General features: G+C 72.2%; 1 protein-coding gene. It reads left to right on the plus strand.

Features of this window, described 5'->3' with window-relative positions:
• Window positions 1–269 precede the first annotated feature (269 nt).
• Window positions 270–23165 (plus strand): Ig-like domain-containing protein, encoded by a 22896-nt coding sequence (locus AACL56_RS06115; protein ID WP_339088931.1) that lies wholly within the window; start codon window positions 270–272, stop codon window positions 23163–23165.
• The last annotated feature ends 4 nt before the right edge of the window (window positions 23166–23169 follow it).

Consider the following 23169-nt stretch of genomic DNA (forward strand, 5'->3'; position numbering starts at 1 on the left):
ATTCCAATTCAGGTGTTGCCGCGACGTCGAATGCATGCAATTGGGTTTCGGCGATTGCATTTCTTACAAATAAGTTTTTGGTAATTCTTGTCGGACAAACACTGACAGGTATTGTAAAAAAGTATTAATCTATTCCAAATTTCGCCGAATTCTCAAGGAAATCTAAGACTTAGCGTCACGTTGCATATTTCGTCATCATTGTTAGATTGTGTTTTCAACGGCGCTTTCGGGTGCTCGGGAAATAGATTGATCTGACATCGGGGGGCGGAATGGTCTCGTTGGAAATAATCGAAAAGCGGGGTGGTGCGGTCAACAAGATTGCATCCGCAAGCGAAATTTCCCTGACGGAGGCCTCCGTGGTCCGTCTCGATCTGTCGAGGGCCCAGGTCGCCGGCATGCGCCGGGTGGGCAACGACCTGGTGGTGAGCACCACCGCCGGCGAGACGATCACGGTGCACGGTTTCTTCACCCCTGCCGGCCAGCCGCGCAGCGACCTGGTGCTCAACGGCGAAGGCGGCGAGTGGCTGGCCAACATCGGCGACACGCCGGGCCCGCAGGGCGAACTGGCGGTCGGCTACAGCAGCATCGATTCGGTCGAACCCCTGCTTCTTCAGCAGGGCGTGGATCTCGGCGCGCTGCCTTGGGTGGTGGGTGCCGGTCTTGCGGTCGGCGCGCTGGCCAGCGGCGGCGGAGGGGGCGGCGACGGCCCCGTCTTCGGCGGCTTTCCGCCGCCCACCGGCCCCGGCGACACCACCCCTCCGGGCGCGCCCACCGTGCGGCCGACCAACGGCGGCGCGATCACCGGCACGGCCGAACCGGGCGCGGTGGTCACCGTCATCGACGCCAGCGGCCGCGTGATCGGCAGCGCCACCGCGGGCGCGGATGGCAGCTACAGCATCACCCCCGCCACGCCGCCGGCCGACGGCAGCGTGCTGCAGGTGGTGGCCACCGACCCGGCCGGCAACGCCAGCCCGCCGGCCACCGTCGTCGTCGACAGCACGCCCCCGGCGGCGCCCACGGTGAAACCGACCGACGGCAGCCCGATCACCGGCACCGCCGAGCCCGGTTCGCTGGTGACCGTGACCGACGGCAATGGCCATGTGATCGGCAGCGCCACCGCCGGTGCGGACGGCACGTACAGCATCACCCCCGCCACCGTGCCGCCGGACGGCACCGTGCTGCACGTGAGCGCCACCGACGCGGCCGGCAACACCGGCGCCGAGACCACCGCCACGGTCGACAGCACCCCACCCGCGGCGCCCGTGCTCAACCCGACCGACGGCCAGCCGATCACCGGCACGGCCGAACCCGGCGCGGTGGTCACGCTCAGCACCGCCGGCGGCGCGGTGATCGGCAGCGTCACCGCCGGACCCGACGGCACCTTCAGCTTCGCGCCCGTCACGCCGCCCGCGCAGGGCACGGTGATCGTCGCCGTGGCCACCGACGCCGCCGGCAACGCCAGCGCGCCCGCCACGGCCACCGTGGACGCCACCTCGCCGACGCCCACGGTCGACCCGACCGACGGCAGCCCGATCACCGGCACGGCCGAGCCCGGCTCAGTGGTGACCGTGACCGACGACAACGGCGCCGTGGTCGGCAGCGCCACCGTCGCGCCCAACGGCGCCTACACCATCACCCCCGCCGTCGTGCCGCCCAACGGCACGGTGCTGCACGTGAGCGCCACCGACGCGGCCGGCAACACCAGCGCCGAGGCCACCGTCACGGTCGACAGCGTGGCGCCCGCCGCGCCCGTCGTGCAGCTCACCGACGGCAGCCCCATCACCGGCACCGCCGAGCCGGGCTCGGTGGTCAAGGTGACCGACGGCAACGGCACGCCGATCGGCAGCGCCACCGCGGCGCCCGACGGCAGCTACAGCATCGTGCCGGCCACCGTGCCGCCCAACGGCACCGTGCTGCACGTCACGGCGACGGACGCCTCCGGCAACACCAGCGCGGAGGCCACCGTCACGGTCGACAGCGTGGCGCCGGGCACGCCCACGGTGAACCCGACGGACGGCAGTCCCATCACCGGCACCGCCGAGCCGGGCTCGCTGGTCACCGTGACCGACGCCGGCGGCACCGTGATCGGCAGCGCCACCGCCGGGCCGGGCGGCGCGTACACCATCGTGCCGGCCGTCACGCCGGCCAACGGCACCGTGCTGCACGTGCGTGCGAGCGATGCCACCGGCAACACCAGCCCCGATGCGACCACCACCGTCGACAGCGTGGCGCCCGGCGCGCCCACCGTGAACCCGACCGACGGCAGCCCGATCACCGGCACGGCCGAACCCGGCGCGGTGGTCGCCGTCACCGACGGCGGCGGCACCGTGATCGGCAGCGCCACCGCCGGCGTCGACGGGCGCTACAGCATCACGCCCTCGGCGCCGCCGCCCAACGGCACGGTGCTGCACGCCACGGCCACCGACGCTGCCGGCAACACCGGTCCCGAGGGCACCGCCACGGTCGACAGCGTGGCGCCGGGCACGCCCACGGTGAACCCGACCGACGGCAGCCCGATCACCGGCAAGGCCGAGCCGGGCGCGACCGTCACTGTCACCGACAACGGCGGCAACGTGGTCGGCAGCGCCACCGCCGGGCCCGACGGCAGCTACAGCGTGGTGCCCGCCACCGTGCCGCCCCACGGCACCGTGCTGCACGTCACCGCCAGCGACGCGGCCGGCAACGCCAGTTCGGACGCGACGGTCACGGTCGACAGCGTGGCCCCGGCCGCGCCCACGGTGAACCCGACCGACGGCAGCCCCATCACCGGCACGGCCGAGCCGGGCGCGCTGGTCACCATCACGGACGGCGCGGGCAACGTCATCGGCAGCGTCACCGCCGGGCCGGGCGGCGGCTACAGCCTCGTGCCCGCCACCGTGCCGCCCAACGGCACGGTGCTCAACGTCACCGCCACCGACGCGGCCGGCAACACCAGCGCGCCGGGCACGGCCACGGTCGACAGCGTGGCGCCGGTGATCGCCGTCGCCATCGTGAACGACGCCAACAACGACGGCTTCATCAACGCCGCCGAGAAGGGCCCCAACGTGACCGTGAAGGTCTCGCTGGTGTCCGGCGCGGCGGCGGGCGACGTGATCGACGTCAGCGACGGCACGAACGTGGTGAGCGTCACGCTGGGTGCGGCGGACGTGGCCAACGGGTTCATCAACGTCGCCTTCGCCAACCCGGCCGAAGGCGGCACGCTCGCGGTGAGCGCCACCAGCCGCGACCTGGCGGGCAACGTGTCGGCGCCGGCCACCGACAGCGCCACGCTCGACACCACCCTGGCCACGCCGGTGCTCACGGTCGGGCCGGTCACGGCGGACAACGTGGTCAACGCCGTCGAGGCCGGCGGCACGGTGGCCGTGAGCGGCACCGCCACCGGCACCAAGGCCGGCGACGTGGTCACGCTGGTGATCAACGGCGTGAGCTACAGCGGCACCGTGGACGCGGGCGGCCAGTGGAGCATCGCGGTGGCGGGCAGCGACCTGGTGGCCGACGCCGACCACACCGTGGCCGCCAGCGTGGTCACCCGCGATGCGGCGGGCAACACCGCCACCGGCACCGACAACCACGCCTACGCCACCAGCACCGCGGCGCCGGCCATCGCCATCGGCACGCCGGTGGCCGGCGACGACCGGGTCAACGCGGCGGAAGACCATGCGCTGGTGGTCAGCGGCACCACGCAGAACGTGCAGAACGGCCAGACCGTCACCGTGACCTTCAGCGACGGCACGAACAGCGTGACGGTCACCGCCGTCGTCGCGGGCAATGCCTGGACCGCCACCGCGGCCGACATCAGCGGCCTCACCAACGGACCGGTGACGATCCGCGCCGACGTGCAGGACCTTGCGCTCAACGCCGCCACCGACACCCGCACCGTGACGCTGGACAACGTGGCGCCCACCCAGGCGGCCGCCGTCGTCACCTACACCGACAACGCGGGCGCAGACCAGGGCAACCTGGCGGGCGGCACCGTCACCGACGACACCACGCCGGTGCTCAACGGCACGCTGGGCGCGGCGCTCGGCTCGGGCGACGTGGTGCGCATCTACGACGGCGGCGTGCTGGTCGGCACGGCCACCGTCACGGGCACCACGTGGACCTTCGCCACGCCCGCGCTGGCCAACGGCAGCACGCACACCTACACCGCCGTGGTGGCCGACGCCGCCGGCAACGAGGGCACGCCCTCGGCCGGCTTCACGCTCACGGTGGACACCACCGCGCCCACGCAGGTGGCGGGCATCGGCGGCTACATCGACGATGCCGGCACGGTGCAGGGCACCTTCGGCAGCGGCACCAGCACCGACGACACCACGCCTACGCTCACCGGCACGCTGAACGCGCCGCTGGCCGCGGGCGACACGGTGCGCATCTACGACGGCACCACCTTCGTCGGCACGGCCACGGTCACTGGCGGCAGCTGGACCTTCACGCCGCCCGCGCTCGCGGACGGCAGCACGCACAGCTACACGGCCGTGGTCGCCGACGCGGCGGGCAACCTCGGCACGCCGTCGAGCGCCATCGCGATCACGATCGACACCACCGCACCGACGCAGACAGCCACCGTCGGCGGCTACACCGACAACGTCGGCACCAGCCAGGGCACGTTCGGCAGCGGCGTGCCGACCGACGACACGACGCCGACGCTGAACGGCACCTTGAGTGCGGCACTCGGCACGGGCGACGTGGTGCGCATCTACGACGGCGCGACGCTGGTGGGTACGGCCACGGTCACCGGCACCAGCTGGACGTTCACGCCGCCCGCGCTTGCCGACGGCAGCACGCACACGTACACCGCAGTCGTCACCGACGCCGCAGGCAACGAGGGCACACCTTCGGCCGGCATCGTCATCGACATCGATACCACCGCGCCCACGCAGACCGCGACCATCGGCGGCTACACCGACAACGTCGGCACCGTGCAGGGCAGCTTCAACAGCGGCACGAGCACCGACGACACGACGCCGACGCTGAACGGCACGCTGAGCGCGGCGCTCGGCACGGGCGACGTGGTGCGCATCTACGACGGCGCCACGCTGGTCGGCACGGCGACCGTCACCGGCACCACCTGGACCTTCACACCACCGGCACTGGCCGACGGCAGCACCCACAGCTACACGGCCGTGGTCACCGACGCCGCAGGCAACCAGGGCACCGCATCCGCACCCATCACCCTCACCATCGACACCACCGCGCCCGCGCAGACCGCGACCATCGGCGGCTACACCGACGACGTGGGCACGCTGCAGGGCAGCTTCGGCAGCGGCACCACCGACGACCCCACGCCCACGCTCACGGGCACGCTGAGCGCTGCACTCGGCACGGGCGACGTGGTGCGCATCTACGACGGCACCACGCTGCTGGGCACGGCCACCGTCACCGGCACCGGCTGGAGCTTCGTTCCGCCGACCCTCGCCGAAGGCGTGGCCCACAGCTACACAGCGGTGGTCGCCGATGCCGCGGGCAACGAGAGCGCGGCATCGCCCGCCTTGACGCTCACGCTGGACACCACCGCGCCCGCACAGGCGGCGGCGATCGCCACTTACACCGACAACGCCGGCGCCGCGCAGGGCGACTTCGGCAGCGGCACCACCACCGACGACACCACGCCGGTGCTCAACGGCACGCTGACGGCCGCACTGGCGGTGGGCGACACGGTGCGCATCTACGACGGCGCCACGCTCATCGGCACCGCCACGGTCACCGGCACGAGCTGGACCTTCGCCACGCCGGGCCTGCTGAACGGCAGCACGCACACCTACACCGCGGTGGTGGCCGATGCCGCGGGCAACGAAGGCACGCGCTCGGCGGACTTCACGCTGAGCGTGACGACCAACGGCCCGTCGCAGCTCGCCACGGTGGTGTCGTACACCGACGACGTGGGCACCAACCAGGGCAGCTTCGGCAGCGGCGTGCCCACGGACGACACCACGCCGGTGCTCAACGGCACGCTGAGCGCGGGCCTGGCGGCGGGCGAGTTCGTGCGCATCTACGACGGCGCCACGCTGGTGGGCACCGCCACGGTCACGGGCACGACGTGGAGCTTCGCGCTTCCCGCGCTGGCCAACGGCAGCACGCACAGCTACACGGCGGTGGTGACGGATGCGGCGGGCAACGAGAGCACGCCGTCGCCTGCCTTCGCGCTCGCGGTGGACACCACGGTGCCTGTGCAGACCACCACCATCGGCGGCTATGTCGACGACGTGGGCGCCAACCAGGGTACGTTCGGCAGCGGTGTGCCGACCGACGACACCACGCCGGTGCTGACGGGCACGCTGGGCAGCCCGCTTGCTGCGGGCGACGTGGTGCGCATCTACGAGGGCACGACCCTCATCGGCACGGCCACGGTCAGCGGCACGAGCTGGAGCTTCGCCACGCCGGTGCTGGCCGGCGGCAGCACGCACACGTACACCGCGGTGGTGGCCGATGCCGCGGGCAACGAGGGTGCGCGCTCGGCGGGCTTCACGCTCACGGTGGACACCACCGCGCCTGCGCAGACCGCGGGCATCGGCAGCGTCACCGACAACGTGGGCACGGTGCAAGGCGGCCTGGCCAGCGGCAGCGTCACCGACGACACCACCCCCACGCTCAACGGCACGCTGAGTGGCCCGCTGGCCGCGGGCGACACGGTGCGCATCTACGACGGCGCGACCTTCCTCGGCACCGCCACCGTCACGGGCAACGCCTGGACCTTCTCGACGACGGCGCTGGCCAACGGCAGCACGCACAGCTTTACCGCGGTGGTGGCCGACGCCGCGGGCAACCTCGGCACGGCGTCGCCGCCGTTCACGCTCACGGTGGACACCACCGCGCCCGTGCAGACCGCCGCCATCTCGAACTACACCGACGACACCGGCACGCTGGAGGGCAACTTCGGCAGCGGCACGAGCACCGACGACACCACGCCGACATTGAACGGCACGCTGAGCGCGCCGCTGGGCACGGGCGACGTGGTGCGCATCTACGACGGTGCCACACTGGTCGGCACCGCCACGGTGAACGGCGCGAGCTGGAGCTTCACGCCGGGCGCGCTCGCCAACGGCACCACGCACAGCTACACGGCCGTGGTCGCCGACGTGGCGGGCAACGAGAGCGCGGCGTCCGCGCCCCTGGTGCTCACCGTCGACACCACGCCGCCCTCGCAGACCGCCGGCGTCGGCGGCTACATCGACAACGTCGGGACGGTGCAGGGCAGCTTCGGCAGCGGCGTGCCCACTGACGACACCACGCCGACACTGAGCGGCATCCTGAGCGCCCCGCTCAGCACGGGCGACACGGTGCGCATCTACGACGGCGCCACGCTGGTGGGCACGGCCACCGTCACCGGCACGGGCTGGACCTTCACGCCGGGCCCGCTGGCCGACGGCAGCACCCACAGCTACACGGTCCTGGTCGCCGACGCGGCGGGCAACGAAGGCGCGGCCTCCGCGCCGGTGGTCGTCACGATCGACACCACGGCGCCCACGCTGGGCGCGGGCATCGTCTCGTACACCGACAACGCCGGCGCCAACCAGGGGGCGTTCCCGTCCGGCACGCCCACGGACGACACCACCCCGGTGCTCAACGGAACGCTCACCGGGCCGCTCGCCACGGGCGACACGGTGCGCATCTACGACGGCGCCACGCTGGTGGGCACCGCCACCGTCAGCGGCACCGCGTGGACCTTCGCGCCGCCGGCCCTGGCCAACGGCACCACCCACACCTACACCGCGGTGGTGGCCGACGCGGCCGGCAACGAAGGCACGCCCTCGGCCGGCTTCGCGCTCACCGTGGACACCGTCGCGCCGGTGCAGACCGTCGCCATCGCGAGCTACGCCGACAACGCGGGCGGCACGGTCGGCAACTTCGGCAGCGGCGTGCCCACCGACGACACCACGCCGGTGCTCAACGGCACGCTCAGCGCGCCCCTGGGCGCGGGCGAGGTGGTGCGCATCTACGAGGGCAGCACGCTGGTGGGCACGGCCACCGTCAACGGCAACACCTGGAGCTTCGCCACGCCGGTGCTGGCCGACGGCAGCATCCACACCTACACGGCTGTGGTGGCCGACGCGGCCGGCAACCAGGGCACGGCCTCGGGCGGCTTCACCGTGGTGGTGGACACCACGCCGCCCGCGCAGACCGTGCTCATCGCGAGCTATGCGGACGACGCAGGCACCAACCAGGGCAACTTCGGCAGCGGCACCACCACCGACGACATCATGCCGGTGCTCAACGGCACGCTCAGCGGCCCGATCGGCCCCGGCGACACGGTGCGCATCTACGAGGGCGCGACGCTGCTGGGCACGGCCACCGTCACCGGCGCGACCTGGACCTTCGCGCCGGGCGCGCTGGCCGATGGCAGCACGCACAGCTACACCGCGGTGGTGACCGACGCGGTCGGCAACCAGGGCACGGCCTCGCCGGCCTTCACGCTCACGGTGGACCTCACGCCGCCGACGCAGTCCGCGGCCATCGTCTCGTTCACCGACAACGTCGGTATCGTGCAGGGCGCGTCCGGCAGCGGCAGCGTCACCGACGACACCACGCCGGTGCTCAACGGCACGCTGGGCGCTGCGCTCGGCACCGGCGACACGGTGCGCATCTACGACGGCGCCACGCTGGTCGGCACGGCCACGGTGAGCGGCACCACGTGGACCTTCGCGCCGCCCACGCTGGCCGACGGCAGCACGCACACCTACACCGCGGTGGTGGCCGACGCGGCCGGCAACGAGGGCACGGCCTCGGCCGGCTTCACCCTCACCGTCGACACCACGGCGCCCGCGCAGACCGCCACCTTCATCGCCTACACGGACGACGTGGGGACGGTGCAGGGCACGTTCGGCAGCGGCGTGCCGACCGACGACACCGCGCCGGTGCTCACCGGCACGCTGAGCGCGGCGCTGGCCACGGGCGACACGGTGCGCATCTACGACGGCGCCACCTTCGTGGGCACCGCGACGGTGAGCGGCACGACCTGGAGCTTCGCCACGCCGGTGCTGGCCGACGGCAGCACCCACAGCTACACGGCCGTGGTGGCCGACGCCGCGGGCAACCTCGGCGCGGCCTCCGCGCCGCTGGTGCTCGCGGTGGACACCACCGCGCCCACGCAGACCGCCACCATCGGCGGCTACACCGACGATGTCGGCACCAACCAGGGCACGTTCGGCAGCGGCACGAGCACCGACGACACCACACCCACGCTGAACGGCACGCTGAGCGCGGCGCTCGGCACGGGCGACACGGTGCGCATCTACGACGGCGCCACGCTGGTCGGCACCGCGACAGTCACCGGCACCACCTGGACCTTCACGCCGCCGGCATTGGCCGGCGGCAGCACGCACACCTACACCGCGGTCGTGGCCGATGCGGCGGGCAACCAGGGCACGGCTTCGCCGGCCGTCACGCTCACGGTCGACACCACCGCGCCCGCGCAGACCGCCACCATCGGCGGCTACACCGACAACGTCGGCGCCAGCCAGGGCACGTTCGGCAGCGGCACCAGCACCGACGACACCACGCCGACATTGAACGGCACGCTGAGTGCGGCATTGGGCACGGGCGACGTGGTGCGCATCTACGACGGCGCCACGCTGGTGGGCACGGCCACGGTCACCGGATCGACCTGGACCTTCACGCCCGGCGCACTCGCCAACGGCAGCACGCACAGCTACACGGCGGTCGTCGCCGATGCCGCCGGCAACGAGGGCACGGCCTCGCCGGCGGTCACGCTCACCATCGACACCACGCCGCCCACACAGACCGCCAGCTTCATCGGCTACACCGACGACGTGGGCACGGTGCAGGGCACGTTCGGCAGCGGCGTGCCGACCGACGACACCGCGCCGGTGCTCACCGGCACGCTGAGCGCGGCGCTCGGCATGGGCGATGTGGTGCGCATCTACGACGGCGCCACCTTCATCGGCACGGCGACGGTGAACGGCACCGCATGGAGCTTCGCCACGCCGGTGCTGGCCGACGGCAGCAGCCACAGCTACACGGCCGTGATCGCCGATGCCGCGGGCAACCTCGGCACGGCCTCGGCGCCGCTGGTGCTCGCCGTGGACACCACCGCGCCTGTGCAGACGGCCGCCATCGGCGGCTACACCGACAACGTCGGCACCAACCAGGGTACGTTCGGCAGCGGCACGACCACCGACGACACCACGCCCACGCTCACGGGCTCGCTGAGCGCTGCACTCGGCACGGGCGACGTGGTGCGCATCTACGACGGCGCCACGCTGGTCGGCACCGCGACGGTCACAGGCACCACCTGGACCTTCACGCCGCCGGCGCTGGCCAACGGCAGCACGCACAGCTACACGGCGGTGGTGACGGACGCGGCCGGCAACGAGGGCACGCCCTCGGCCGGTCTCTCGCTCACGGTGGACACCGCCGCGCCCGCGCAGACCGCGAGCCTCGACGGCTACACCGACAACACCGGCATCCTCCAGGGCAGCTTCGGCAGCGGCACCCGCACCGACGACACCACTCCCACGCTGAACGGCACGCTCAGCGCCGCGCTGGGCACGGGCGATGTGGTGCGCATCTACGACGGTGCGACGCTGGTCGGCACCGCGACGGTCACGGGCACCACCTGGAGCTTCACGCCGCCGGCGCTGGCCGACGGCAGCACGCACACGTACACCGCGGTCGTGGCCGATGCGGCAGGCAACCAGGGCACGCCCTCGACCGGGCTCGTGCTCACGATCGACACCACGGCGCCGGCGCAGACGGCCACCGTCGGCGGCTACGCCGACAACGCGGGCACCGTGCAGGGCACCTTCGGCAGCGGCACCCGCACCGACGACACCACACCCACGCTGAATGGCACCCTGAGCGCCGCGCTGGGCGCGGGCGACACCGTGCGCATCTACGACGGCGTCACCTTCGTCGGCACCGCCACGGTCAACGGCACGGCCTGGAGCTTCACGCCCCCCGCGCTGGCCGACGGCAGCACGCACACCTACACCGCGGTGGTGACCGACGCGGCGGGCAACCTTGGCACGGCATCCGCCGGGCTGACGCTCACGGTGGACACCACCGCGCCGGCGCAGACCGCGGCCATCGCCAGCTATGCCGACGACGTGGGCACCAACCAGGGCAATTTCGGCAGCGGCACGACGACGGACGACACCGCGCCGGTGCTCAACGGCACGCTGGGCGCCGCGCTGGGCACTGGCGACGTGGTGCGCATCTACGACGGCACGACGCTGGTCGGCACGGCCACGGTCACCGGCACGAACTGGACCTTCGCGCCGGGAGCCCTCGCCAACGGCAGCACCCACAGCTACACCGCCGTGGTGGCGGACGCCGCCGGCAACGAGGGCACGCCTTCGGCCGGCTTCACGCTCACCATCGACACCACCGCGCCCACGCAGACCGCAAGCCTCGACGGCTATGCGGACAACGCCGGCACGGTGCAGGGCAGCTTCGGCAGCGGCACCAGCACGGACGACACCACGCCCACGCTGAACGGCACGCTCAGTGCGGCGCTCGGCACGGGCGACGTGGTGCGCGTCTACGACGGCACGACGCTGGTCGGCACCGCCACGGTCACCGGCACGACCTGGACCTTCACGCCTAGCGCGCTAGCCGACGGCAGCACCCACACCTACACGGTGGTCGTGGCCGATGCCGCGGGCAACGAAGGCACGCCCTCGACCGGGCTCGTGCTCACCGTCGACACCACGGCGCCGACACAGACGGCCACCGTCGGCGGCTACACCGACGACGTGGGCACTAGCCAGGGCACGTTCGGCAGCGGCATTCCGACCGATGACACGACGCCGACGCTGAACGGCACGCTCAGTGCGCCGCTGGCCGCGGGCGACACGGTGCGCATCTACGACGGCACCACCTTCGTCGGCACGGCCACGGTCACTGGCGGCAGCTGGACCTTCACGCCGCCCGCGCTCGCGGACGGCAGCACGCACAGCTACACGGCCGTGGTCGCCGATGCGGCGGGCAACGAGAACACAGCCTCCGCGCCGCTGGTGCTCACGGTGGACACCACCGCGCCCGCGCAGACCGCGACCATCGGCGGCTACACCGACAACGTCGGCACCGTGCAGGGCAGCTTCGGCAGCGGCGAGCCGACCGACGACACGACGCCGACGCTGAACGGCACGCTGAGTGCGGCGCTCGGCACGGGCGACGTGGTGCGCATCTACGACGGCACCACGCTGGTCGGCACGGCCACGGTCACCGGCACCAGCTGGACCTTCACGCCGCCCGCGCTCGCCGACGGCAGCACGCACAGCTACACGGCCGTGGTCACCGACGCCGCAGGCAACGAGGGCACACCTTCGGCCGGCATCGTCATCGACATCGATACCACCGCGCCCGCGCAGACCGCGACCATCGGCGGCTACACCGACAACGTCGGCACCGTGCAGGGCAGCTTCAACAGCGGCACGAGCACCGACGACACGACGCCGACGCTGAACGGCACGCTGAGCGCGGCGCTCGGCACGGGCGACGTGGTGCGCATCTACGACGGCGCCACGCTGGTCGGCACGGCGACCGTCACCGGCACCACCTGGACCTTCACACCACCGGCACTGGCCGACGGCAGCACCCACAGCTACACGGCCGTGGTCACCGACGCCGCAGGCAACCAGGGCACCGCATCCGCACCCATCACCCTCACCATCGACACCACCGCGCCCGCGCAGACCGCGACCATCGGCGGCTACACCGACGACGTGGGCACGCTGCAGGGCAGCTTCGGCAGCGGCACCACCGACGACCCCACGCCCACGCTCACGGGCACGCTGAGCGCTGCACTCGGCACGGGCGACGTGGTGCGCATCTACGACGGCACCACGCTGCTGGGCACGGCCACCGTCACCGGCACCGGCTGGAGCTTCGTTCCGCCGACCCTCGCCGAAGGCGTGGCCCACAGCTACACAGCGGTGGTCGCCGATGCCGCGGGCAACGAGAGCGCGGCATCGCCCGCCTTGACGCTCACGCTGGACACCACCGCGCCCGCACAGGCGGCGGCGATCGCCACTTACACCGACAACGCCGGCGCCGCGCAGGGCGACTTCGGCAGCGGCGTGCCCACCGACGACACCACGCCGGTGCTCAACGGCACGCTGAGGGCGGCCCTGGCGGCGGGCGACTTGGTGCGCATCTACGACGGCGCCACGCTCATCGGCACCGCCACGGTCACCGGCACGAGCTGGAGCTTCGCCACGCCGGGCCTGCCGAACGGCAGCACGCACACCTACACCGCGGTGGTGGCCGATGCCGCGGGCAACGAAGGCACGCGCTCGGCGGACTTCACGCTGAGCGTGACGACCAACGGCCCGTCGCAGCTCGCCACGGTGGTGTCGTACACCGACGACGTGGGCACCAACCAGGGCAGCTTCGGCAGCGGCGTGCCCACGGACGACACCACGCCGGTGCTCAACGGCACGCTGAGCGCGGGCCTGGCGGCGGGCGAGTTCGTGCGCATCTACGACGGCGCCACGCTGGTGGGCACCGCCACGGTCACGGGCACGACGTGGAGCTTCGCGCTTCCCGCGCTGGCCAACGGCAGCACGCACAGCTACACGGCGGTGGTGACGGATGCGGCGGGCAACGAGAGCACGCCGTCGCCTGCCTTCGCGCTCGCGGTGGACACCACGGTGCCTGCCGTCTCCGCGGCCATCGGCGGCTATGTCGACGACGTGGGTGCCAACCAGGGCACGTTCGGCAGCGGTGTGCCGACCGACGACACCACGCCGGTGCTGACGGGCACGCTGGGCAGCCCGCTCGCTGCGGGCGACGTGGTGCGCATCTACGAAGGCACGACCCTCATCGGCACGGCCACGGTCAGCGGCACGAGCTGGAGCTTCGCCACGCCGGTGCTGGCCGGCGGCAGCACGCACACGTACACCGCGGTGGTGGCCGATGCCGCGGGCAACGAGGGCGCACGGTCGGCGGGCTTCACGCTCACGGTGGACACCACCGCGCCTGCGCAGACCGCCGTCGTCACGGGCTACATCGACGACGTCGGCACGGTGCAGGGCACCTTCGGCAGCGGCACCAGCACCGACGACACCACGCCCACGCTCTCGGGCACCCTGAGCGCGCCATTGGCCGCGGGCGACACGGTGCACATCTACGACGGCGCGACGCTGGTGGGCACCGCCACGGTCACCGGATCGAGCTGGATCTTCACGCTTGGCGCGCTCGCCAACGGCAGCACGCACAGCTATACGGCGGTGGTCGCCGATGCGGCGGGCAACGAAGGAGCGGCCTCCGCGCCGCTGGTGCTTACGATCGACACGACCGCACCGGCGCAGACCGCCACCATCGGCGGCTACACCGACGATGTCGGAACCAACCAGGGCGCGTTCGGCAGCGGCACGAGCACCGACGACACCACGCCGACATTGAACGGCACACTGAGCGCGGCGCTGGGCACGGGCGATGCGGTGCGCATCTACGACGGCGCCACGCTGGTCGGCACCGCGACGGTCACCGGCACCACCTGGACCTTCACACCGCCCGCGCTCGCGGACGGCAGCACGCACAGCTATACCGCGGTGGTCGCCGATGCGGCGGGCAACGAGGCTGCGGCCTCCGCGCCGCTGGTGCTCACGGTGGACACGACCGCGCCGCTGCAGACGGCCATCGTCGGCGGCTACACCGACAACGCCGGCACGGTGCAGGGCAGCTTCGGCAGCGGCACCAGCACCGACGACACCACGCCGACGCTGAACGGCACGCTGAGCGCCGCATTGGGTACGGGCGACGTGGTACGCATCTACGACGGCGCCACGCTGGTCGGCACCGCGACGGTCACAGGCACCACCTGGACCTTCACTCCGCCGGCCCTCTCCGACGGTAGCACTCACAGCTACACGGCGGTGGTCGCCGATGCGGCGGGCAATCAAGGCACGGCTTCTGCGCCGCTGGTGCTCACGGTGGACACCACCGCGCCCGCACAGACCGCCACCATCGGCGGCTACACCGACGATGTCGGCACGAACCAGGGCGCATTCGGCAGCGGCACGAGCACCGACGACACCACGCCGACACTGAACGGCACGTTGAGCGCGGCGCTCGGCACGGGCGACGTGGTGCGCATCTACGACGGTGCGACGCTGGTCGGCACCGCCACGGTCACCGGCACGACGTGGATCTTCACGCCGCCCGCACTGGCGAACGGCAGCACGCACAGCTACACGGCCGTGGTCGCCGACGCGGCGGGCAACGAGAACACAGCGTCCGCACCGCTGGTGCTCGCGGTGGACACGACGGCGCCACTGCAGAGCGCCACCATCGGCGGCTACACCGACGACGTGGGCGCCAACCAGGGCGCCTTCGGCACCGGCACCAGCACCGACGACACCACGCCCACGCTGAACGGCACGCTCAGCGCAGCGCTCGGCACGGGCGACGTGGTGCGCATCTACGACGGCGCCACGCTGGTCGGCACCGCCACGGTCACCGGCACGACGTGGACCTTCACGCCGCCCGCGCTGGCGAACGGCAGCACGCACAGCTACACGGCCGTGGTCGCCGACGTGGCGGGCAACGAGAACACAGCGTCCGCGCCGCTGGTGCTCACGGTGGACACCACCGCGCCTGCGCAGACGGCCACCATCGGCGGCTACACCGACAACGTCGGCACCGTTCAGGGCAGCTTCGGCACCGGCACGAGCACCGACGACACCACGCCGACACTGAACGGCACCTTGAGTGCCGCTTTGGCCACCGGCGACGTGGTGCGCATCTACGACGGCGCCACGCTGGTCGGCACGGCGACCGTCACGGGCACGAACTGGACCTTCACGCCGCCGGCCCTGGCCGACGGCAGCACGCACAGCTACACGGCCGTCGTCACCGATGCGGCGGGCAACCAGGGCACGGCGTCTGCGGCCGTCGTGCTCACCATCGACACCACCGCGCCCGCGCAGACCGCCACCATCGGCGGCTACACCGACGATGTCGGCACCAACCAGGGCGGCTTCGGCAGCGGCACGAGCACCGACGACACCACGCCGACACTGAACGGCACGCTGAGCGCGACGCTCGGCACGGGCGACACGGTGCGCATCTACGACGGCGCCACGCTGGTCGGCACGGCCACGGTGACCGGATCGACCTGGACCTTCACGCCCGGCGCACTCGCCAACGGCAGCACGCACAGCTACACCGCGGTCGTCGCCGATGCCGCCGGCAACGAAGGCACGGCCTCCGCGCCGCTGGTGCTTACGGTGGACACGACCGCGCCACTGCAGAGCGCCACCATCGGTAGCTACACCGACGACGTGGGCACCAACCAGGGCGCCTTCGGCAGCGGCACGAGCACCGACGACCCCACGCCGACGCTGAACGGCACCTTGAGTGCGGCACTCGGCACGGGCGACGTGGTGCGCATCTACGACGGCGCCACGCTGGTCGGCACCGCGACGGTCACCGGCACGACGTGGACCTTCACGCCACCCGCACTGGCCAACGGCAGCACGCAGAGCTACACGGCCGTCGTCGCCGATGCGGCGGGCAACCAGGGCGCGGCATCGGCGGCCCTCGTGCTCACGGTCGACACCACCGCGCCGGTGCTGGCCGCGACCATCGGCGGCTACACCGACAACGTGGGCACCGTGCAGGGCAGCTTCGGCAGCGGCACGAGCACCGACGACACCACGCCCACGCTCACCGGCACGCTGGGTGCCGCGCCGGCCGCGGGCGACGTGGTGCGGATCTACGACGGCGCCACGCTGGTCGGCACGGCCACGGTCACCGGCACCACCTGGAGCTTCACGCCGCCGGCGCTGGCCGACGGCAGCACCCACAGCTACACGGCCCTGGTGGCCGACGCGGCGGGCAACGAAGGCCCGCGCTCGGCGGCCTTCACGCTCACCATCGACACCACCGCGCCCGCGCAGACCGCCGCCATCGGCGGCTACACCGACGACGCGGGCCTGCTGCAGGGCAGCTTCGGCAGCGGCACCAGCACCGACGACACCACGCCGGTGCTCACCGGCACGCTCAGCGCGGCGCTGGCCGCGGGCGACGTGGTGCGCATCTACGATGGCGCGACGCTGGTCGGCACCGCCACGGTCACCGGCACCACCTGGACCTTCGCCACGCCGGCGCTGGCCAACGGCAGCACCCACACCTACACGGCGGTGGTGGCCGACGTGGCGGGCAACCAGGGCGCGCCCTCGGCCGGCCTCACGCTCACCGTCGACACCACGCCGCCCGCGCAGACCGCGGTGGTGGCGAGCTTCACCGACGACACCGGCGTCCTGCAAGGCAGCTTCGGCAGCGGCACCGCGACCGACGACACCACGCCGGTGCTCAACGGCACGCTGAGCGCGCCGCTGGCCGCGGGCGACACGGTGCGCATCTACGACGGCGCCACCTTCCTCGGCACCGCCACGGTCAGCGGCACCGGCTGGACCTTCGCCACCGCCGTCCTGGCCAATGGCAGCACGCACAGCTTCACCGCCGTGGTGGCCGATGCGGCGGGCAACCTCGGCACAGCCTCGGCGGGCTTCACGCTCACCATCGACACCACGCCGCCGGCACAGACCGCGGCCATCTCCAGCTTCACCGACAACGTCGGCACCATCCAGGGCAACCTGCCCGGCGGCAGCGTCACCGACGACACCACGCCGGTGCTCAACGGCACGTTGAGCGCGGCACTGGCCACGGGCGACACGGTGCGCATCTACGACGGTGCCACCTACCTCGGCAATGCCACCGTCACCGGCACCACCTGGACCTTCGCGCCCAGCGCGCTGGCCGGCAGCGGCAGCCACAGCTACACGGCGGTGGTGGCCGACGCGGCGGGCAACCTCGGCACGGCGTCGCCGGCCTTCACGCTCACGGTGGACACCACGCCGCCCGCGCAGACCGTCGCCATCGGCGGCTACACCGACGACGCGGGCCTGCTGCAGGGCAGCTTCGGCAGCGGCACCAGCACCGACGACACCACGCCGGTGCTCACCGGCACGCTGAGCGCGGCGCTGGCCGCGGGCGACACGGTGCGCATCTACGACGGCGCCACGCTGGTCGGCACGGCCACCGTCACCGGCACCACCTGGAGCTTCGCCACGCCGGTGCTGGCCAACGGCAGCACCCACACCTACACGGCGGTGGTGGCCGATGCGGCCGGCAACGAAGGCACCGCCTCCGCGCCGCTGGCGCTCACCGTCGACACCACGCCGCCCGCGCAGACCGCGGCCATCGCCGCCTACCTGGACGACGCGGGCACCAACCAGGGCAGCTTCGGCAGCGGCACCACCACCGACGACACCACGCCGGTGCTCAGCGGCACGCTGAGCGCGGCGCTGGCCGCGGGCGACACGGTGCGCATCTACGAAGGCGCCACCTTCCTGGGCACCGCCACCGTCACCGGCACGACCTGGACCTTCGCCACGCCCGCGCTGGCCAGCGGCAGCACGCACACCTACACGGCGGCGATCGCCGACGCGGCGGGCAACCAGGGCACGGTGTCGGCGGGCTTCACGCTTACCATCGACACCACGCCGCCGGTGCAGACGGCCGCCATCGCCAACTTCACCGACAACGTCGGCATCTTCCAGGGCAACCTCGCCAGCGGCACCGTCACCGACGACACCACGCCGGTGCTCAACGGCACGCTGAGCGCGGCGCTGGCCGCGGGCGACACGGTGCGCATCTACGACGGCGCGACGCTGGTCGGCACGGCCACCGTCACCGGTACCAGCTGGACCTTCGCCACGCCGGTGCTGGCCAACGGCACCACCCACACCTACACGGCCGTGGTGGCCGACGCGGCGGGCAACCAGGGCACGGCCTCGGCCGGCTTCTCGCTCACGGTGGACACCACGCCGCCGCCGCAGACCACGGCCATCGCGAGCTTCACCGACGACGTGGGCATCAACATCGGCAACTTCGGCAGCGGCACCGCCACCGACGACACCACGCCGGTGCTCAACGGCACGCTGAGCGCCGCGCTGGCCGCGGGCGACACGGTGCGCATCTACGACGGCGCCACCTACCTCGGCAACGCCACCGTCAGCGGCACCGGCTGGACCTTCGCCACGCCGGTGCTGGCCAACGGCAGCACGCACATCTACACCGCGGTGGTGACGGACGCGGCAGGCAACCAGGCGGCGGCCTCGGCCGGCTTCACGCTCACGGTGGACACCACGCCGCCCACGGCGCCCATCCGCATCGTCTCGATCAGCGACGACACCGGCGTCAGCGCCACCGACTTCCTGACCAACGACACCACGCTCACCGTCAACGGCACCGTGGGCACGCTGGGCACCGGCGAGCGGGCGCAGATCAGCATCAACGGCACCACCTGGGTCGACCTCGTGGTGGTCGGCGGCGCGTGGTCCTTCGCCGATGCGCGCGTGCTAGCCGGCGGCACCTACACCTACCAGGTGCGCGTGGTCGACGCGGCCGGCAACATCGGGGCGACCGGCTCGCAGGCCGTGACGGTGGACGTCACGCCGCCCGCGCAGGTCGCGGGCGTGGCCAGCTTCGTCGACAACGTCGGCGCGGTCACCGGCACGCTGCTGAACGGCGCCATCACCGACGACAGCACGCCCGTGCTCAACGGCACGATCACGGCGGGCGTCGCGGCCGGCGACCGGCTGCGCATCTACCAGGACGGCGTGCTGGTGCAGACCCTGGTGCTCACCGCCGGGCAGACCAGCTGGACCTACGCGCCGCCGGTGCTGGGCTTCGGGCTGCACACCTACGTGGCGACGCTGGTCGACGCGGCCGGCAACGAGACCACGCCCGGCGCGGCCTTCACGCTCACGGTGGACGCGCTCGCCACGCTCACCGCGCTGGCCACCGACACCGGCGTGACGGTGTCGGGCGGCTTCTCGAACAGCTCCGCGGTGAACACCGACCTCGTCACGCGCGACAGCACGCCGCTGCTCACCGGCACCATCGCGCGCCCGCTGGACGCCAACGAGGTGGTGCGCATCAGCCTGGACGGCGGGCTCACCTGGACCACGGTGCAGAGCACGGTGGGCGCCACCACCTGGAGCTACGCCACGCCCGCGTACGCCGCCTCGGCCACGGTGGCCGCGCAGGTGCGCATCGACAACACCGCCAACGGCACGCACGGCACGGCCAGCACGGTGACCTACACCGTGGACCTGGTCGCGCCCACGCTCAGCCTCACGGCACCCGCGCTGGCCAACGCGGCGGCCATCGACGCCGACGGCGACCGTACCATCGCCGCCGGCACGGCGGTCTTCGGCAGCGCGACGAACGGCACCGCCGAGGTGGGCACCACGGTGGCGCTCATCAACGACGTGAACCACGACGGCATCTACACCGAAGGCGTGGACGTGGTGCTCGGCACGGCCGTGGTCGGCGCGGGCGGCGCGTGGTCGATCTCCACGGGGCTCACCACCGCCGTGGGCTCCTACCACCTGGGCTACGTGGTGTGGGACGCGGCGGGCAACCAGAGCCGCATGACCTCCACCACGCAGGTCGACGTGGTGCCCGTGCTCGACCACCTGCCCGCGGCGGCCGGCTCGCACGGCACCAGCAACAGCACCGGCTTCGGCGGCGCGATGGCGATCAACCTGCAGGGCAACTGGAGCTTCGCCGGCGACCAGGCCGCCTACAACGGCACCTCGCGCACCAGCTACGTCACCAGCGACCTCGCGGTGCAGGTGCTGTCGGGCGGCGGGTCGACCTCGTACTCGTTCTTCGACTACAACATGGACGGCATCCTCGACATCATCGGGACCGACAACAACGCGGCGCTGAACAGCACGCCGTTGTGGACCGGGGCGCTCGGCCTGGGCTACGCGCCCACGTCGGTGGGCACCGGCCTGACCGGCGTGTCGTACGGCGGCGTCGCGGTGATCGACATGGATGGCGACGGCTTCCTGGACGCCATCGTCGGCGACGGTGCGGCCGACTCCGCCTCGTTCATCAAGAACACCGCGGGCATCCTTGGCACCTACGGCAACAGCACCGGCCTCGTCCCGCCCGCCGCGGGCATCGCCAACCTGCAGACCGGCCGCGAGGTCTCGGGCGTGGACCTGAACAACGACGGGCGCGTCGACCTGGCGCTGCACAGCACCACCACCACCACGCTGGGCAACAACAACGACTTCACGCTCACGCTGCTGACCAACAACGGCAAGACGGGCATCAACGGAGCGAACTGGACCGAGTCGCAGGCCATCAACGACGTGTTCGCCACCAACGCGAACACGCTGAACTCCACCGACCCGGTGTCGCTCACCTGGGCCGACTTCAACAACGACGGCTGGCTCGACCTGTACGTCAACAGCAGCAGGGCCGGCACCGCGAGCCGGGTCTACCTGAACAACGCGGGCACGCTGTCGACCACCGGCATCGCGGTGGCCAACGACACGCTGGCCGGCGACGCCTCGGTGGCGGTGGACTGGAACGGCGACGGGCGCATGGACGCCATCGAGCTCGACTACGCCACCGGCGTGGCCAACCTCTACACCAACAGCGGCAACGTGGCCGCGGGCGGCTGGGCCACGCGCCAGCTCGCCAGCCTGGGCGCCAACAACATCAACAGCATCGCCGCGGCCGACTACGACTGGGACGGCGACGTCGACCTGCTGGTGGGCATGAACGGCAGCACCGCCACGCAGCTCGTCGCCAACACCAACCAGGTGAAGGACGGCACCGCGCTGCACCTGCGCATCCTGAACGCGCAGGGCTACAACGTGTACTTCGGCAACACGGTGCAGGTGTTCAACGCGCAGGGCACGCTGGTGGCCACGCAGATCCTCAACCCGCAGTCGGGCAGCTGGGGCAACGACAGCTCGGGCATCGTCAACGTGTTCGGGCTGGACCCCACGCAGACCTACACGGTGAAGCTGCTGGCCAACAGCAACGGCGCCTCGTCCACCTTCAGCTGGACCGTGACGCCGGGCGAAGCCACCAGCGCGCAGGTGCTGAGCACCACCGACACGGCCGTGCTGCTGCCCAACGTGATGACCGGCACCGGCTACAACGACGTCTACGTGGTGAACAACGTGCTGGGCGGCAGCGGGGTCTACAACGGCGGCGGGGGCTGGAGCACGCCGCTGCTGCCGGGCGAGACCAAGACCTGGTCGGCCACCGGCGGCATGGACATCGTGGACTTCCGCAACGCCGTGGCCGGCGTGGGCGTGGACCTCACGACCAACCTGGTCACCGGCTGGGGCGTGCTGGGCACGGTCAACAACGTGGAAGGCGTGCGCGGCAGCGCGCTGGCCGACAGCTTCGTGGGCAGCGTGGAAGACAACATGTTCGAAGGCCGCGGCGGCAACGACGTGTACTTCCTGGGCGGGCCGCTGGGCGTGAGCGGCGGCAACGACCGGCTGGTCTACAACCTGCTGAACACGGCCGACAGGGCCACCGGCGGCAACGGCAGCGACGTGGCCAACGGCTTCACGCTCGGCAGCATGGCCAATGCCGCCAGCACCGACGCCGACCTGATCGACATGGGCGGGCTGCTCGCGGGCTACACCGGCACCGCGCACGTGTACTTCGACGCCGCCAGCGGCAGCTACGTGCTCGACCCGTCCTCGGCCGGGCTGCTGAACTACATCCACGTGACCAACGTGGGCGGCAACACGGTGATCTCGGTCGACCTGAACGGCACCGGCAACTTCAGCACGCCGCTGCTCACGCTCACCGGCGTGACCACCTCGCTCGAGACGCTGCTGGGCAACGGGCAGCTGCTGGTGGGCAACGCGGGCAGCACGGGCATCCAGTCGCTCGCGTCCTTCGCCGAGTCGCAGGACACGGCGGAGCCCGCGGCCGCCGCGAAGACGGCGGTCGCGGCGGTGGCGGACACGGGCCACACCACGGAGCCGGCGGCCACGGCGCAGACCGTGGACCTCGCCGCCAACGGCCAGCAGGGCCACGAGACGCTGCTCTACAAGCTGCTGTCGGCCGCCAGCGCCACCGGCGGCAACGGCTTCGACGAGGTGAACGGCTTCAAGGTGGGCGCCTTCGAGTCGAGCGCGGATGCCGACCGCATCGACCTTTCGGCGCTGCTGACCGACCATGCCGCCCACAGCGGCGACCCGATCGGCAACTACCTGCAGCTGACCCAGTCCAACGGCAACACCGTGCTGAGCATCGACCGCGACGGCGCGGGCGGCGCGCACGCGATGACGCCGCTGCTTTCGCTCAACGGCGTGAGCGTCGACCTGGCCACGCTGCTGGCCAACCATCAGCTGGTGGTGGTCTGAGAAG

Source organism: Variovorax paradoxus, from assembly GCF_902712855.1.
GTDB classification, from domain to species: Bacteria; Pseudomonadota; Gammaproteobacteria; order Burkholderiales; family Burkholderiaceae_C; genus Variovorax; species Variovorax paradoxus_Q.